Raw genomic sequence first — 16,780 nt, 5'->3', positions numbered from 1 at the left:
CTTCAACCCCGAGCTTCCCTCAGGAACCGGTGAAGCAGCAGGCGCCTCGCCCGAACTCACCTTCAACCCCGAGCTTCCCTCAGGAACCGGTGAAGCACCAGGCACCTCGACGCCAGTCTCCGGAACCGCTCTAAGGCTTGAACCTGAATGCGAAGGCTCAAGGATGTAGCCCACATCAGGAACGTTTTCGAATCCTAGTTTCCGAAGCCCCTCCCGAACACGCAACGCGGAGTTGCTCCTGCTGTACTTGATGGTATTCCAAACTTGGGCGGTAATTTGTTTTTTCAGCTCGCCCGGCGGCAGTCCTTTCGAGTTAGCAACCTTCGAACAAGCCTCTTTAAATACGTCCTGCAATTCGGCCACTTCACTGAATCTTCGTGTGATCAAAACGTTCGGATCGAGGGAGACTGAGGCAGTTGCATTAGTCGGCGTCTTACGGGTGTCGATGCCCACATGCTTTGACGACCGGTTCGTGAGGGATTCAAGAAATTGATAGTTACTTACGTCCAATGCGCGGGAACGCGCTTCCGCAACGGAGATGCCTCGTTCACCAACGGGAAGAACGTGGTCTATGTCCATGGACATAGACCCCATAGAGCGGCCGCCTTTCCCCTGCTGGACAAGCCGTGTCTCCGGGTGATCCAATTTTTCTAGCGCCCCGTCCAAAGCTTTCTGAAGGTCAGATCGCTCTGCCCGGCCCTTAATGGAGCCGCTGTTGTCGAGTCTCGCTTTGCGGCTATTTGCTAGATTCCGGCCAACGCGAAGACTCTTATCACCAGATTCCGGGAGCGGGGAGGACGCTTTACCAGGAAGTGCCGGCTTCCTCGAGTGACTACGGGCCCGTAGGGGCTGCGATTGTTTCACAGAACTTTCCCTTAGCCTTGCCTTTTTTCCTACCCTCCCTTGGCCCGCCACATGATTGGCCCGAAGCCCAGACGCGGAATCGAGCTCCGCCGTTCCCTTCTTCATCGCATTCCCGGCCTGGACCTTGATGGCCCTCGTCCCTCGAACGGTTGGTTTGGCTGTGATGATAGCCCGCGATCCGGAGCCTGTTCGGGGTATCACAGGTTTTTTTACAGCGCTAGCCGCGCGCGTCTTCGCAGCCTTTGCGGCACGAATTTTCGCTGCTTGGCCGCCGGGGGACTTTGCAGCCTGGGTAACACGAATTTTCGCTGCGGTAGAAGCACTAGGATTTGCAGCACGCGTTTTGGCTTCGGTGACCCTACTGCGCTTGGCCGCCCGAACCCTGGCTGCCTTGGCGGCGCGAATCTTCGCATCCCTTGCTGCACGTACCTTTTTTGCCTTCGCACCACGAGCCTTTGCCGCCGACCTCGGAGCACGTACAAGTTTGGGTGCAGGTGCAACTCGCTTAGGACGCGTCTTCGCCTTGCCACTCTTTGGAGCAAGTCTGCTCATTCGAGGTCCCCCCGATCCCCGTCGCCTACCCCTGAAGCTTCGTCCGGGATCGCATCATGGTCGGTGACACTGTTCTGAGCTAAGGACACCAGTTCTGAGACGAAGTCCTCCCTGTGCCAGAGGGGCCAGGACGGGGATTCGGCAGCAACAGCTTGTTGGGCGAAACAGAGGGCTGCTGCAGTGGTGGCACCGAATGTGGCGCGAGGACCAACAATTTCAGGACCGATGGTCTCCAGACAGGTTGCCCATGTCCTCGGGTAACTGATTTCCTCAGGGGGCTCGTTATTGCGCGCATCATCCCAAAGCTCAAGCATGTCTTGCCTTGCCAAAGTAATCTCAGCAGTATCTCTGTACAGGCAGAGACCGGACCGGTGACCCACACAAATGCTGCTACAACCGGCGTACGGGTCAACATTCCGCTTGAGCAAGGGCAGCGCAATTTTTTGATATTCCGGCAATGCCAGCGGGTCGTGACGCTCTGGATCTTGCTTCAAAGACACTTCAAGCACTCTTCTAAGTGCCGATGCTAAGTCCCACATACGCCGGAAACTCCAAACCCGTCGGGCACCCCATTCCTCGCAAACCCACTCGGCGCCTCGTGACAGGAGGCACTGGGTGAGCTGTTCCTCTTGAAGTTGTAGGTGCATCTGACACCGCACCGTCTGCCTAATCTCCTCACTGCTGAGCTCAGCGAAGCTTTTTGCCTCCAGTGCAGTGGTCGCAAGACGCAGAAGGGCTTGCCTGACCTCGTTCTCTTCCAGCATCGATTCGGCCATTTGGCACTCCAAAGCACCCGTTTCCTCGCCTCTGCATGCACACCGCCAATGTGACTCCTGGCCTGGCTGGCGACTGACGCCAGTCTCAGCAGCGTCAAAATGTGGATCAAACGGCCTGGGAGGGCTGATTCGGACTAACAGCGGCGCATCGTCGCCGTCGCCAAAAACTGCTGCTTCTCCACGGGCAAGTGAGGTGAGGGCAGACGTTTGAGGTTCGCTCATCGCCATAGAACCGCCCAATAGCCTTCGGTCGGTCTCATCGACGATCCTGTGAACGATCTTCAGGTTAGTGTTCTTGATTACATCGGGTGCGAGCTTGCTTGGTATTTGGTCCAAGACCATGACTCCTTGGCCATATGCACGTACCTCCGCGAGCAGGTTGGCAAATGATTCCACCGCTAGTGCTCGCGCTGTATTGTCCCCAATGTTGGTGGCGATTGAGACGTTGGTGAGCAACCGGTGTGCCTCCTCGACCACAAGTAGATGCTTGAGACGGTCCTCTTTTCCGATGTGGACCCGTCGTAACCGTTCCTCCGCACGCCGATGCTCAACAATCCGGACGAGTATAAGTCCGATGAGGAAGGCCTTGTCTGCTTCGTCAGCAAGACGTTCTAATTCCAGCACTACCGGTCGGGCCAGTAAATCCGACATCGAGAGAGATGAACGAGTGTCGAAAAGGTAGCCCCTGCTTCCTACTCGGAGACCGTCAATACGGGTGGAAAGAGATCCCCGAATGCGGTCTCTCGCTTCGGGATCAAACCCAAGATCGTCAACTATCTCGTCTACTACAGCCGCTAGTTCCGTTAGTGTCGGAAAAGCGAGTGCCCGCTCATCCTCCGTGGTAAGTCTAATATTTTGGTCATTAGATAAATTCCACCCTCTGTCGCGGTAGACCCGGATCATGCATTGCTCGAGAACTTGCGGCAACGGGGTCCACATATCCCCGAAACTTGCAGCAAATACTGTTCGGAGCATGTCTATATGCTCAATTATGGTAGTTCCCGTTTCGACCTCAAAGGGATTCAGTCTGAACGAATCACCTTGCATTTCCCCTAGGGTGAATACTGAAATCTGCTTGGCCAGTTGCAGAGAATCTGGCTCCTCGTCAACTGGTGCAGCAAGCTGCCGATACTCGCGCTTGGCAGGTTCAATCACTAGGAAGGGAATCTCGTGAGCAAAGATTCCTCGAAGCAGATGCAAACTCGTCGTAGTCTTGCCCGATCCTGTCACACCAGCAACAAACACGTGTCTGCCTATCGAGTCCAGTGAGACGTCAAGAGGCGGACCTGGGGCATGTATCTGATGCAATTCAGGGTCATTATTTCGGGTGTTAGCAGGCCGAGTTACGACATGTCCCAATTGGATGCCGTCAGCAGCGTTCCTCAGGCGGGGTGCGCTTACATCAAAGCGGGGTACCAGATCGACCGAAAAGCCCGAACGCTCAAGGCTTGGAAGGTGAATATAGCCGGCGAGTTGTCTGGAGCTGAGCAGTGTTTGGCAATCATAGGGGTGGACGTAACCCCGTGCATCCGCAGCGGTGACATCAAGAGGAAAGGCCCACGTCGCAGCAATGTTTCCGCCCTCGGGAGAACTTATGTCTGTGATGTTAATTGTCTCCGGAATGGATTGCTCGCCAGAGTAAACGCTCTTCCAAACACTCGCTAGTACCGGGTAATTAGTCGCATCAGCCTGTAGGTAGACGGCTGTTCTCCAGGCACCCATCGTAGATGCGTCCTGCAAAGCACTCAAAGCCCCGTCAACCAGTTTTGTGATCTGACGCACCACAGGTAGGTCATGGCCCGTCACTCGTTGGACGTTCTGGGCGAACATCATGTCTTCCAATAAGGCTTCCCTGAGCAGGCGTGGAACGCTATCAGGTTCAGGGGACGCAAGTATCGTGAAACTCCACATGCCCTGCTCCATGGACCGTAGTAGACGATCGATGGGCAGTACATTGTCGCCGAGCACTGGAGGCTTGATTGTAGGATGCCCGGTAACCAAGCCCGTTCCCTCGAAAACGTGTGGGCTAGGGAGGAACGGTTTTGGCATGGCGGCTCCAACATATGGATAAATGACCCCGGCCAATGACTGAAGTAGTGCCGATCTACGCCTACATTTATCATCTTGCCCGTGGCTGCCGGACCAAGTGCCTAGCCAGAACTCCGTGTGACCTGACACTCCCGTTGATGAGACTCTGTAAGAGATTGGCACTCGATATGCATAAGCACCTGCTAGGAAATCTTCGAACTGCAAGTGCCAGTTTCCAAGGTCCATAGGTGGAGCAGGCGGCGCTTTCTCTTCCCGCCCAACGCCTCGGACCTGGAACTCATAGCGTGTTCCTGGAACGTAAGTAGGACGGGCTGTCAGATCCTCTTTATGTCTACCGCTGCGGGCGGCTCCCAGAATATAGGCCAGTCTTTCATTGATGGCCCCAATAGCGTTTCTTGCAGACTCATTTACATCAGTCACTATTAACCCCGCTTGAAGTGTGGGATGCGCGCAGTGGTAATACCGCCGCTACTTAAATACGTAGTTACCATTGGCATAGTCCACTCGGCGTAGAAAATTGACGGTGCGGAGCTAACGTGGGTCAGGGCTGAAATCGCACTCATCCAAAAGTACAACACTAATGCTGCCAAAAGCAGGAGCGTAAGTATAAACAGGAACTTTGGCCCCTTCCTCTGCCAGCGCGTACCCGTTGTTTCATTCACAATAGTATTAGGTATGAAGTAGCCCGAATTAGCTTGGCGGCCCTTCACAAGTAGTTCATGTCCTTCCGCAATGTGAGGAGTCCAGAAGGGCAACCAAAACATTACTCGGATTGTGATCATTTGACCTGACTGGGTCCGAATATCCGCGAAGAGATAAGGCTGTACGTTGACCTGTGGAGTAACTATCCGCGATACAGTTCCCCGATATCCTTCGGCTCGAGGGCTTCGGATGGTTTCCTCAACTTCTTCATGAGGAAGTGGCCGTGACCTGATTATCTTCATTGGTCGTCGGCGAATGGGAGCCTCGTGAGCAAGCGAATCAACCCCTTCGCTTGCGTCTGGGCGCTGCGAAGGACTTTCCGTCTCTGATGAGAATGGCACCGCGGATGTGGCGTAAAAAACCGCCGGGACGCCGCCAAAGCTTATGCGATCGCCGTCCGCCAACACATGCGGTCTGGCTAGGCGTCGCCCATTTACTGTTGTGCCATTGGTGGAATTGCAGTCGGCCACCACGACACCACGCTGGTCGTGGACAAGTAGTGCATGGCGAAAGGAGACTTGCATATCCTCCAAAGACACGCCTGCGGTGGGATCTCTTCCTACGTACTCGCGAAAACCCAGGGGAACGAAAACTTCGATCGCGGGTCCCCTAGGATCCCTAGGCGATATTCGGAGGCAGGGTGCTGAGGCTGACAGCGGAAACTGGCCGGCCACATTGGTCCTTCTGCGAGACAGATGAAACGGTCATCAAATTACGTCGAGTTGTTCACAAGGCTTCGGGGCTACCTTCAGAAATGACCGCTTGAAAATTCTGCGAGCTACATTCTGCAGTTCGTGATTTCACTTGGTTAGCGCCTCAAATGCGCTATAATTCATTTATTTTGATCCGTCCACTCTCTCAGTGTCAAGAGTCCGCGTTGACCTCATAGAGGCTTCGTGCCCGTATTCTCGGTCTCATTAGAGAAAGCGGTCGTACCCGCCTGCCCGCGGGCGGTGGTATGAAAGAACCGGCATTGCCCCCACGACCGCTCAGGCTCGAAGCCCGGCTGCCGCTACGGGAGAGCGGCACGGCTCGAACAAACCGAGGGCTGCGTGCTGGGACAACGCCATGCAGGAATCATTCTGGCCGACTGTGAACAGGGAGTCTACGACCGGCGCACGCGGGCAACCAGTCAGGGCGAAACCGGGCAACAGGACGTTGGATTGAGGAGTTCTACAACCGCGCCCGTCTACACTCAGCGCTGGGCTACGACGCCCCGTCGAACACGACCAAATCTTCATCGGCAGTAAGCCTCAGGGGGCACAAGCCGCCTGATCGACTGTCCACCATTTGCGGGTAGGCCCACGCCCAATACCTGACGTCTTGACCTCCATCCGCCAGAGCCCTCGCATCGGCGGAGGTGGTGGCAGTTTCCTCCGACTGTACGCAATCCCAGCAGGGACGCTGTCGTCGATGTCTGACCCTCCGCCGGGCCTACTAGCAGGCGTGACAAACGTCCCAGAACCTCCTCCCCTGGCAGGGTCGAAGGGGTGCGCTTGGCAGAAGGGAAAGGCTGCGTTTCCGTTCCGAGAGAGCCTGCTCATTTCCTAACCGCTCCCGCTTGCAATTGTCTCTTGACGAAAGAAAGTTTGATAGAGCCAGCGTCAGCGAGCTCTACAGCATCAACGAAACCGAGAGGCATCTTCCCAATAGTACTCAACTGACGTAAAATCGGCCGTCACGAGGATACTCTTGAAGATTTCAACATTGAGTACGAAGGACAATCGGAACACGAATATAGTTGCCAATCCTCGTCATTAACGAGTGCATCTCACCCTGGCGGGTGATCCTCCGCTTACAAACGAACCCACAACGAACTACTTTGTATGTTCCTGAGGAGAGAATACAATGGAGGACCGTTCTGACCTTAAGCTCGTCATCGTTCATGGTGAAGACTCAGGCGCCACTTATGTCGTCCCCGAAGGGGAAGCGGTAATAGGCAGCGGGAATGACGCCGACCTTCCTCTGCGATATGAGGGCGTAAGCCGGCGGCACGCGCTTCTTCTTAACGGTGCGGCTGGCGTCACAATAAGCGATTTAGGTTCATTAAACGGGACGTGGATAAATGGACGTAGAGTTGCTGGCCCCACGCGTCTATACAATAACGACATCCTGCAATTTGGCAGGATCAAGGTACGCATATACAGCAATGATCCACTCATGCAAACCGCCCCAACGAGTTCCACCCGCATGCCCGCCTATACAATATCTCCCTTACCCAAGGCCGGTAGCTCCGAGCTAACTCGAGCCCACAATCCGAAGGAAGTCAAGCAAGGAAGTAAGAGAATCCCAGTAGAACGTGGCACTTTGACTCCTTGGTATCGGCGCAGCAGGCGACTCCTGATTGGTGTAGGAACTGCGGCGGCCGCCCTAGGAAGTATTCTTGCATTGTGGGATCGCCTAATCGACCCAGCTGATGTGGCAACCATAAGATCTGTATCCATCATGAAAAGAACCGCACTAGCCGACTTCCCCACAGAGGGTTTGGGCAAGAACCTTGCGCTACGTGGAGACCCAAACGCAGCAAATCCGGCAAACAGAAAGTACGCCGACTCATTGGAGACGATGAGTAGTACCAGCACCGTGCCTGCTCTTTTGCTCAGCGTTTCCACATGGCAGGCGGAGCACGTTGTACCGGGACCAGCGACGAGCGGGTTGCCTCTTGGGCCTGAGTCGTCCACCCAATCAACACCGACTGAGACTTCATCGCCTACGGCTACCACCACTTCGTCCGCCGTATCGACGCCTACCCCGTCCGAAACAGCAACCCCTACATCTACGAAAATAAAGGTTCCGACGCTTCCCTCGACTGAACACAATGCAGCAGTGCAGGACCAACTCGTGCGAAAAGACGTCCCGCCTGAATGGGCAGACAAAATCGTTAAGATCACCCCCTCAGCCAGCGTCGACGAGAACGGTCAACCGCTTTCGCCCGCCCAAGTAGCCGAAGAGTTAGTACAAGCGCTTAGGGAAGTAGAAACCGAACCCAGCAGCCCGCCCACCGATAAGGGTAGTCCCCCAAATGACGGCAGTCACCCCACTGACAAAGGGAACCAGCCCCCTGATAATGAGAAATCCACCGATGAGGGAAAGCAACCAGTGGGATGGACAGTTTCCGTTGACATCGAACTCGAGGGATTAGCCAATGTCCCGCTACTCTTGACTTGGTCCCTGGACGGTGTCGATGTGTCCGAAACGTGGAGGGCTCAAAGTCTTGCATACAGGATTATCGCGTCGACGCAACATGATTCTGGCATTGCTCGCATTTGGATACCCGACCTAAAAAAGGCCGGTTCCTACAACGTCAACGTCAGACTGACATATGAATCAAAGGAAGCGATCGCCGCTGAGGGTCAACTGCGACTGCCCAACAAGTAAAGGTAGAATGGTCAGAATTAACTGAACTTCATGCCTTATATGATTTAGAAGTCGCTCTGGCTTTATGAGGTGGACGAGCAGTATCGAACGCTCACGAAATTTCTGGTCATGACAGGATCCGGATCGACGAGGCCGCTGCCCACCAAGTGGCCGACAGAAGGCATCGCCCCTATTCCGGGCCGTTCGAATCAAGAAGAGTTGGTGGGGGAGTCCAGCGCAGCGCTTCGCAGCAACTCGGACAACCCGCTCGAAGCATTTGAAGAAGTGAGTTTCGGGGTAGCGGCATGATCGAATGAATCAACGGTCTCATTAGTTAGCCGAGGCATCTTTCAGCCCGGAAAAGCCGATCATTTACCGAGCTTTGCATATTTCATGCGATTCAAGACTCACTCCAACCTGACGTTTTGGTGCCGGCCAGACTTGCCGGTTTAGTGGTCGGTGCGTCGTACCAGCCGGCCGAGACGGTACTGGATTGCCTCGGGGGAGCCGCCCCGGTAGTGCCGAGGGTTATCCCCAGGGCCAGGGGTAATGCGCAGAGGTTTCGCATATATCGAGCGTGACACCGGTGGATAAGCGAGCAATTAAATAAATCAGGCCAGAACTCATTCGAGTTCTGGCCTGATTGCGTAATAAGGCGCGTTATTTCGCGGCCAGGTACTTCTCTACGATGTCGGCCCGGATGCGGCCACGAGTATTCACCTGCAGCCCATTATCTATCGCCCACATCCGAACTGCCTTAGCGTCCACATCGGAACTGCTGGTTTTACGACTAGCCGGCCGGACACGTCCGCCGGAAGTCTTACGGGCGGCGTTGGTGTATCGGCTCAGAGCGCTGCGGAGTTCATTTGCGTGCTCGGCGTTGAGGTCAATCTCATACTCGGTGCCATCAACGGAGAAGTTTATGGTTTCGCTCGCTTCGGTGCCGTCGAGGTCGTCTTCAAGAGTTACTACTGTTTTACTGGCCATAAAATAAGCCTACTGCCTATGAGGCCACCACCTTGTTACCCGTAAACCATATGACTAGGACAGAAATCGTCTCCTAACCCACGCGCAGCGGAGGGTCGGCTGTGCCCAGTGGTGGGCAGTGCCCAGTTCTTTCCGTTACGTGCCGTTGGAATCGGCCACGGTGCCTTGTTCGAGCGCCGCAGTGATCGCCTCGGGGGATGGCAGCGCCGCGCGTTCCTCTGGGGGGAGGGAGTCATAAGTGTAAGAACTGACGGCGACGGGCTGGGATGAACCATTCAGTGCATATCTCACCGTCGGCTCGTGCTTGGAGCCGCACACGAGAATCCCCACGCTGGGGGCCATTCCCGGGAACTTCACAAGATCGTTTACCGCCGCGACATAGAAATTCAGTTGTCCGAGGTGCTCCGGCCGGAACTTCCCGGATTTAAGCTCCACGACCACAAAGCGATTGGTGGGGACATGTACCAGGAGAAGGTCGATGTAGAAGTCTTCGCCCTGGACATCGAGGTGGAACTGACGGCCGTAGAATGCGAATCCCCGCCCGAATTCGGCCAGCGTCTGGGACATCCTCTGGGTCATGGCCTCCTCCATGGCTAATTCTTCGACTTCCTCGGTCAGGCCGAGGAAGTCGAACACCAGAGGGTCCTTGGCAACGCTGCGTGCCAGGGCGGCGCCGTCTTCGGAGAGGCGTTCTTCCAGGTTGTTGGGGCTGCCCCGACTCTGCGGTGCAGTCCGGTGGTGATCTGGTGCTCGAGGACTTCAAGCCTCCAGTTGTGCTCGCCAGCCTTTTCGGCGTACCAATTACGGATTTCCGGGTCTTTCACCTTGAGCAGCTCGATGATGTGGCCCCAGGGGAGCCTGCCAACCCGGTTCCGGTCAGTTGGGTTGGACAAGTCCCAGGCCGCTGCGAAGGCCCGCATGTAGAACAGGTTTGAACGGGAGAAACCGCGCATGTGCGGGAAGGCTGATTTCAGGTCCGCTGCCAGTCGTTGCAGAGTCTTGGTTCCCCAGGCTCTGGTCGCCTGCCGTTCCAGGATCGTGGAGCCGATCTCCCAGTACATCTCGACCATGGCACTGCTCGCGGCCTGCTGAGCCCGCAACTGCGCCGAGGCGACGAGCTCCTTGAGGGACACGAGGATGCCGGCATAGCCGGTGGGCAGTTCGGGTTCGATCTCGGGCACGCACCCACCTTAGCCGCTGCATCCGACAGGGTCCCCGTGCTAGGTCAGGAGGCAGATCAGTCCAAAGAACTTTGGACAATTTCGGAGATCCGGCTTGGACCGGTCTCTGCGCTCCCGATCCAATAGTCCAAAGAACTTTGGACGATTGGCCCTAAGCCAAAGGGGGCAAGCGAATAGCGACGTTCTATGGGTCCACTGACCACGCACTGGCTGGGTCGGGCGCAGTGTCGACCGGGCTAGAGCCAGCCGTTCTGACAAGCCCACATACGGACTGGACCAATGCCCATCGCGAGTTCCATTCGCCCCGCGATTTGACCAGAGCAGGCTTGCCGAAGTTCGGCCGAGCCACCAGGACGACGGATCGTCCTTTGCCTTGGCACGCGTTGTCTGCTTGCCCAACACGGACGATCCCGTGGATGTCGACGAGTTCCTTATCACGCTGTCGACCAATGATTGCAGCCCCCCAAGGGCACCCGCTCGCGACCTGGACTCCAGCACGGCTTACCGGCCCAGCCCCTTCTGCAGGTTTTTGGCCTGCCCGGTGGCTCCTCGTATCTTGCGGGCCTTCGGGTGTCGTCCTGGCGCCTTGGTGATCGCGGCGGTGGGCGGGGTCGCTTGGTCCTGGTCGGCGCTGCGTCGTGCCTGTACGGCCTCGCGGTCGGCAACGCTATCCAGGCTGGCTGCCAGGGCCTGCCGGCGCTCGGCCGAGTCGTGCTTGAGGCCGGCAGCTTCTGCCTGCGCCTCGGGGCGCTGGTTCTCCTCGTTTGCGTCCTGTTGGCGGTCCCGGTCTTCCTGGGCGGCCTTGGCCAGCAGCTGCACAGCCTGGGCGGTCCCGTCACGGCCGGCACGGCGTTCCTGTCCCGCCTGTTCGCGGTCCTGTTCAGCCTTCGCCAAGGCCTCGGGCACCGACGCATCATCGGCACCGAGGTTGTCCACGTCCAAACCGTAACGGCGCTGCAGCTGGTCGCGGATCACGTCGGCCGCGTCGCGCGCCGCCGGGTCGTGGTCTTTTCACGCGGTGGCCGCCTCATGGACTCTTTCGATGTCGCGCCCGCTGGCGGCGTCCCACCACGGGTTGTCCATGACCGGTGCGAGCTGGGCGCGGGCTGCTGCCCGCTCCGCGTCGAACCGGGCCTGCAGCTCACGGGCCTGTTGTTCCTCGGCCGCTTGGGCGCGGCGCAGTTCCTGCTCGCGTGCCCGGGCCAGCTGTTCACCGAGCCTGCCGGTGATGGTCAGCCCGACCCGCGAGATGCCCTCGATTGCTTCTTCGATGCCGTCGGATTCGTTCATGGTTCCCCCTTGTTGGTGTTATCTCTCTATATCCGGGCGGGTCGTTCCGCTGCGGGTGGCCGCGTGGGTGCGTGCTTGCACGTATTTCGGCGGCAGCACGGACCCGGCAGGCCGACCCGTGACCTGGCCGGCTGCACTCGCGCGGACGGCTGCGGCCGCTTCGGCATCCGTCGTGGACGCGGGCGTAGGGACGCTTGGCAGTGCGGCAGCGACCTGGCTCAGTTGGTGTTTCACCATGTGGCTGATCTGTCGTGCTCTGCGTAGATCGTTTGATGCCTTGTGCATGTCGTGGACTGCCTTGGCGACGTTGAGCAGTTGGCGCAGCATGATTGCCTGCGCCGCGGTACCGGTGCCGCCCATCGAGGCTGCCATGAGCATGAGGGAGGCTCCGCGGGCGGATGGTCCTACGCTGCCGATTGGACGGACCGGGGAGCGCCGCAGTTGTGCCGTCTTGGACAGCTCGTCTGCTGCTGCTGCGAGTGGGCCGGGTGTTGCCTCTGTTGCCGTGGACCAGGCTGCGAAGGCGCCGGATGTCTCGCGTGCAACGTGCGCCCAGGTGGCGTGGTCATCCAGCGGGACGGAACGCAGCGTTTCACGGAGCTGGGCAACTTCGTCGCTGTACTGCTGCCACAGTTGTGGGTCGGGTTCGTGGGCTTCGCGGCCGGTCGTGACCGGGCGGCGTCCACGTGCCGCTGCCTGCCATTCAGCGACCGCATCGGCGGCACCTTGCGGAAGTAAGTCTTTGACGAAGTCTTATCCTCATCCGGCTCCTGGAGCAGACCGACGGGCCAGGCATGAACGCTTGACCTTGCTCCTCTGACTGTGAGAAGCGTCTCAAGTAAATGCGGCCCCAGTCGGGCGACCAGCCGCGTACAGTGGGCGTTACCTATTCGTAACATTCCCCGACTGAATTGCGTGTGAAATATGCCTGCCGACTCCGCTGCCGAAGACAAGCCGAAACAGTTCCTCGGACTGAATGGTGCCCAGACTATTGGCTCGGCTCTGGCCGCGGTGACCTCTGCCTTGGTGGGATCCTTTTTAGGCGTTGCAGGGACGCTGATCGGCGCAGCCCTCGGCTCTATTATTGCCACAGTGGGCGCCGCTCTCTATGCCCGAACACTGAGTTCGGCCGCCATTTTGGCCTCGACGAAAATCCCCCAGCGGCGCAGGCGCGAACTGCCCACTGACGATGGGGACTTGCTGGCCGCCAGCGCTCCGGTCGAGAGCGTTGAACCTCGAGCCAAACGTGCGAGGATGCAGTCCACACCCATGACCTGGATCAAGGTCGGTGCGGTCAGTGCGACCGCATTCGTTATCGCGATGGTCGGCGTCACCGCATTCGAATTCGGAACCAATCAGCCCATCTCCAGCCTTGTCTCGTCGACGTCGAGCACCGATGCGGGTGCGACCGGGCAAACTACGACGCTGGGCAAAGCACTGAACGGCAATCCGACCGTCCCGGACGAGACAGACAAACCGACTGAGGACGTGGAGAAACTGCCTGGACAATTCAATGAAGGCCCTGCCAAAGAAGATGGCCTGACTACGGACGGTAGCCCCAGTGGCGGGGACAGCGGCCCGACCGGAACTGAAGCGCCGGGAGCGGACAAATCAAACGACACTCTGCCGACGGACCTCGCCCCCGAAACCGAGCAGAGCACGGAACCTGCCCCCGAGACCGAACAGACCTCTGCACCGGAGGTATTTACAGATCCGGGATCAGCCGGGCAGCCCGCACCGTAACGGCCAAGATACGGATGCAGGCCCGATAGGAAGCCCTCTTAAAACCGGCACCGCTCACTAAGCGGCACTGCCGGCCCAGCCCAAGGGGGTTTGTGACCCACGTCGAAGTCGCAGACTAGCTCAACCGGCCTCCGACCCCGGCCCATAGCGGCAGGCAATCAATGTGATGTCCCGCCAGCCGTGGAGTTGTGGGCGGGGGCGGCTTTGGTGACCGGCCAGAAGCTTGCGGAGCTGTGGCCGACGGAGGCATGTCTACCCGCAGGGTAAGGGGCGGGAAATTCCCGGAGGAAATCAGCGACGCAGGAGCGCGGCAGGGAAATTTCCTGCACCGCAGGCCCGGCGAAGGAGGGGCTAGACGGGCCGGAGCGGACACGTAGAATCCGTCAGGACAGCAGCCAAAACGTCGTAGACAAACAGGGCCAGAGGCGGCGGAGCCCTGCGGAGCCGGCACTGGACCCACAGTCGGCCGCGCCAGCGGACGCCCTTTCCCGGTGAGCCCTGCGAACCCTCCATCAGCACCCCGAGTCTTCTTTCGGCGTCCCTGGCTTCGGCGGGCCGCGCGCCCGGGTCCCCCACACGCGTCGTGTACGGTTGGCGGTCCGCCGCCGGCGACCCACCGCGCATGGTGGCCACGACGGCGGACCGCCACGGTGACCGCCCCGGCAACGGGACGGCCACCTAAAGGGACTAGCTGGCGAGGAGTTCGGCCAGTTCGGCCGCATCGGACACCAGCACCGCCGCGCCTTCTTTCAGGAGCCAACCAGCGCGTCCAGCTGGAGCTGCGCGTCCTGCCTGAAGTACTCACGCGGGTATAACCCAGTAGCCTCACAAAGCAGTTCTGACTCGAAAAGCTTCCCCCGTGCCCCCAGCGAGACGACTTTCAGTGAGACGGCTTTACGAGACGCGGACAGCCGTTTGCTACCAGGTTATGAGACATAGTTACGAGAATTGCTTTTGCCATCGCGCATCCAAGATTCCGTAGGGGATCTGTGACTGTGCAGGTCAGACGTCTAGTCTCTCGCTGAGACGTCTCGTTTCGAAAGGGTTGCGAGACCCTTGAGACCCGATTGTTGTTAAAGCTGGTTCTGCGCTACGCAGCCGCCGGTACCGGTTCCTTCCAGAGCCCCGTTGAGTGGGCTCAAAGTTTAAGAACGAGCTCTCATAGTAGAAACGACGAAGCGTCGGACTGTGAGAGTCGAAATGTCCAACTCACCGGTCTTGCTTCGGTCAACAGAATCCGACCTGACCCTACTCCAAAGTGCGGGTCGTGGCCCGCCAGGTGAGGGTGACGCTGAAATTTGCCTTGCTGCCAGCGGCTGCGATGAAGGCGCCGGCTTCGGCGTGTAGGTCCAGTCCAAACTCGACGCATACTTCGTCCGGCTGCTGAGTCAGGGAAAGCATCTGATTGATAACTCCCTGCACTGCGGGTTGGATTCGGCTTACGGCTTCCTCGAAGGTCTGCTGTGCTTGTTCGACCATTCCGGCACGGCCGCCTCCGCGTGTCACCAGGCCGCCGGGGTCTTGCTCGATCTCAACGAGCACGCGGCCGCCAGCGGAGTCGAATTCGACCAGTTTTTTCATCTTTTGTCCTTCCTGTTCGCCCTCGGGATTGCATTAAGCGGCCCGGGCCGCTTGATAGGTTCCTCGTTCCCTGGCGGAGTAAGCCCCGTCGTTTACCGTTTCTTCACGCCGTCCCGCACAGAGGGCACAGACCCTTAATGACTGCCTCCCGCTAGGCTCTCCAGATCCGGGCAGTACCGTCAGTGCTCCCGGCGGCGAAGCGGGTCCCGTCGGGGCTGAATGCCACCCAGTTAGCCGGATAGTCGTGGCCGACGCGCGTCAGTTCCTTACCAGTTGCTGCGTCCCAGATCAGCGCGGTCGCGCCGCTGGCCGTGGCCAGACGGGTCCCGTCGGGGCTGAACGCCACCCCGTTAACCAAGGCTCTATGGCGGACCTGCATCAGTTCCTTGCCGGTGGTGGCGTCCCAGATCCGCGCGGTCTTGTCCTCGCTGGCGGTGGCAAGACGGGTCCCGTCGGGGCTGAACGCCACCGCACGAACCGTTGCTTTGTGGCGAACCTGCGTCAATTCCTTGCCGGTGGTGGCGTCCCAGATCCGTGCGGTCTTGTCGTCGCTGGCGGTGGCAAGACGGGTCCCGTCGGGGCTGAACGCCACCGCACGAACCCAATCGTCGTGGCGGATCTGCCTTAGTTCCTTGCCGGTGGTGGCATCCCAGATCCGTGCGGTCTTGTCGTAGCTAGCGGTGGCCAGACGGATCCCGTCCGGGCTGAACGCCACCCCACGAACGTACCCTGTGTGGCGGACCTGCGTAAGTTCCTTACCGGAGGTGGTGTCCCAGATCCGGGCCGTGTTGTCGTCACTGCCGGTGGCGAGGCGGGCGCCGTCTGGGCTGAACGCCACCGTGTTAACCCATTTCCAGAAGCCTTCGTGCTTAACGCTGAGAACCTGGCGGCCGGTGCTCGTGTCCCAGATCCGGGCCGTCTTGTCCTTGCTGCCGGTGGCCAGACGGGTGCCAACCGGACTGAACGCAACCGCCAAAACGGCAGAGTTATGGCGCACATCCATTATCATCGAACCGGGAACTGAGTAAGTGCCCGGAGTCGGGGGCCTGTGGTCAGAAGCCCTGATATGAGTGGGGCTGCCTGAGCGGATCCGTGCGGTTGCCCAGATCCGCGCGGTCTTGTCGCCGACGGCGAGGCGGGTTCCGTCGGGGCTGAACGCCACCGCGTTAACCCAATCGTCGTGGTGGACCAGCATCAATTCCTCGCCGGTAGTGGCGTCCCAGATCCGCGCGGTCCTGTCCTTGCTTGCGGTGGCGAGGCGGGTTCCGTCGGGGCTGAAAGCCACCGCACGAACCCAATCGTCGTGGCGGACCTGCATCTGTTCCTCGCCGGTAGCGGCGTCCCAGATCCGCGCGCTCGTATCGTCGCTGGCCGTGGCGAAGCGAGTCCCGTCGGGGCTGAAAGCCACCGCACGAACCCAATCGTCGTGGCGGACCAGCATCAATTCCTCGCCGGTAGCGGCGTCCCAGATCCGCGCGGTCCTGTCCTCGCTGGCAGTGGCCAGACGGGTTCCGTCGGGGCTCAACGCCACTCCGTAAACTGAACTGCCGTGGTGGACCTGCATCAGTTGCGCACCGGTAGCGGTGTCCCAGATCCGCGCCGTCCTGTCCTCGCTGGCAGTGGCCAGACGGGTTCCGTCGGGGCTCAACGCCACTCCGTAAACTGAACTGCCGTGGTGGACCTGCATCAGTTGCGCAC

At 59.0% G+C, this 16,780-nt stretch carries 14 protein-coding genes and 2 pseudogenes; 5 read left to right on the top strand and 11 right to left on the bottom strand.

The window, feature by feature from the left end:
* From AC5RWD_RS22250 to AC5RWD_RS22240, 3 genes are all read right to left on the bottom strand, one after another.
* On the bottom strand, positions 1-579 hold a 579-nt coding region (locus tag AC5RWD_RS22250; protein WP_494022097.1), incomplete at its 3' end, for a hypothetical protein.
* A gap of 833 nt (positions 580-1,412) precedes the next feature.
* Complete coding sequence (locus AC5RWD_RS22245) at positions 1,413-4,115, bottom strand: ATP-binding protein (RefSeq protein WP_494022096.1); 2,703 nt, start codon at positions 4,113-4,115, stop codon at positions 1,413-1,415.
* Between the two features lie 548 nt (positions 4,116-4,663).
* Complete coding sequence (locus tag AC5RWD_RS22240) at positions 4,664-5,617, bottom strand: FHA domain-containing protein (RefSeq protein ID WP_494022095.1); 954 nt, start codon at positions 5,615-5,617, stop codon at positions 4,664-4,666.
* Positions 5,618-6,791: 1,174 nt separating this feature from the next.
* On the opposite strand from AC5RWD_RS22240, the pseudogene AC5RWD_RS22235 reads away from it, so the two are divergent.
* From AC5RWD_RS22235 to AC5RWD_RS22225, 3 genes and pseudogenes are all read left to right on the top strand, one after another.
* Positions 6,792-7,079 (top strand): annotated as a pseudogene (locus AC5RWD_RS22235) (FHA domain-containing protein); the annotation flags it as partial.
* 690 nt (positions 7,080-7,769) lie between these two features.
* On the top strand, positions 7,770-8,321 hold the full coding sequence (locus AC5RWD_RS22230; protein ID WP_494022098.1) for a hypothetical protein: 552 nt from the start codon (positions 7,770-7,772) through the stop codon (positions 8,319-8,321).
* 69 nt (positions 8,322-8,390) lie between these two features.
* Complete coding sequence (locus AC5RWD_RS22225; protein WP_494022094.1) at positions 8,391-8,609, top strand: hypothetical protein; 219 nt, start codon at positions 8,391-8,393, stop codon at positions 8,607-8,609.
* A gap of 351 nt (positions 8,610-8,960) precedes the next feature.
* Here AC5RWD_RS22225 and AC5RWD_RS22220 read toward each other — a convergent pair whose 3' ends face one another.
* The 6 genes from AC5RWD_RS22220 to AC5RWD_RS22195 form a co-directional block, all read right to left on the bottom strand.
* The gene (locus tag AC5RWD_RS22220) at positions 8,961-9,287 is read right to left on the bottom strand and encodes a histone-like nucleoid-structuring protein Lsr2 (RefSeq protein WP_494022093.1); all 327 of its coding nucleotides are present in this window, start codon (positions 9,285-9,287) and stop codon (positions 8,961-8,963) included.
* Between the two features lie 135 nt (positions 9,288-9,422).
* Positions 9,423-9,923: a PDDEXK nuclease domain-containing protein gene (locus tag AC5RWD_RS22215; RefSeq protein WP_494022092.1), complete on the bottom strand. Its 501-nt coding sequence runs from the start codon at positions 9,921-9,923 to the stop codon at positions 9,423-9,425.
* Complete coding sequence (locus tag AC5RWD_RS22210) at positions 9,902-10,468, bottom strand: DUF1016 N-terminal domain-containing protein (protein ID WP_494022091.1); 567 nt, start codon at positions 10,466-10,468, stop codon at positions 9,902-9,904. The genes AC5RWD_RS22215 and AC5RWD_RS22210 overlap by 22 nt, the downstream gene beginning before the upstream one ends.
* Before the next feature lie 501 nt (positions 10,469-10,969).
* Complete coding sequence (locus AC5RWD_RS22205; RefSeq protein WP_494022090.1) at positions 10,970-11,443, bottom strand: hypothetical protein; 474 nt, start codon at positions 11,441-11,443, stop codon at positions 10,970-10,972.
* A 36-nt stretch (positions 11,444-11,479) separates the two neighbouring features.
* Positions 11,480-11,758 carry a hypothetical protein gene (locus tag AC5RWD_RS22200; protein ID WP_494022089.1) on the bottom strand — a complete coding sequence of 93 codons (279 nt, stop codon included), beginning with the start codon at positions 11,756-11,758 and terminating at the stop codon, positions 11,480-11,482.
* Positions 11,759-11,776: 18 nt separating this feature from the next.
* Positions 11,777-12,136 carry a hypothetical protein gene (locus AC5RWD_RS22195; RefSeq protein WP_494022088.1) on the bottom strand — a complete coding sequence of 120 codons (360 nt, stop codon included), beginning with the start codon at positions 12,134-12,136 and terminating at the stop codon, positions 11,777-11,779.
* 183 nt (positions 12,137-12,319) lie between these two features.
* Here AC5RWD_RS22195 and AC5RWD_RS22190 point away from each other — a divergent pair, with 183 nt between their 5' ends.
* Together AC5RWD_RS22190 and AC5RWD_RS22185 are read left to right on the top strand one after the other, a co-directional pair.
* Complete coding sequence (locus AC5RWD_RS22190) at positions 12,320-12,496, top strand: hypothetical protein (RefSeq protein ID WP_494022087.1); 177 nt, start codon at positions 12,320-12,322, stop codon at positions 12,494-12,496.
* Positions 12,497-12,682: 186 nt separating this feature from the next.
* Positions 12,683-13,501, top strand: a complete 819-nt coding sequence (locus AC5RWD_RS22185) for a hypothetical protein (RefSeq protein WP_494022086.1) — start codon at positions 12,683-12,685, stop codon at positions 13,499-13,501.
* A gap of 1,248 nt (positions 13,502-14,749) precedes the next feature.
* Here AC5RWD_RS22185 and AC5RWD_RS22180 read toward each other — a convergent pair.
* Both AC5RWD_RS22180 and AC5RWD_RS22175 read right to left on the bottom strand, forming a co-directional pair.
* Positions 14,750-15,082 (bottom strand): CU044_2847 family protein, encoded by a 333-nt coding sequence (locus AC5RWD_RS22180; RefSeq protein WP_494022085.1) that lies wholly within the window; start codon positions 15,080-15,082, stop codon positions 14,750-14,752.
* Positions 15,083-15,233: 151 nt separating this feature from the next.
* A pseudogene (locus tag AC5RWD_RS22175) lies at positions 15,234-16,780 on the bottom strand (hypothetical protein); the annotation flags it as partial.

This window comes from Arthrobacter sp. CMU6 (assembly GCF_059090205.1).
This window is presented reverse-complemented; position numbering and strand designations above follow the sequence as displayed.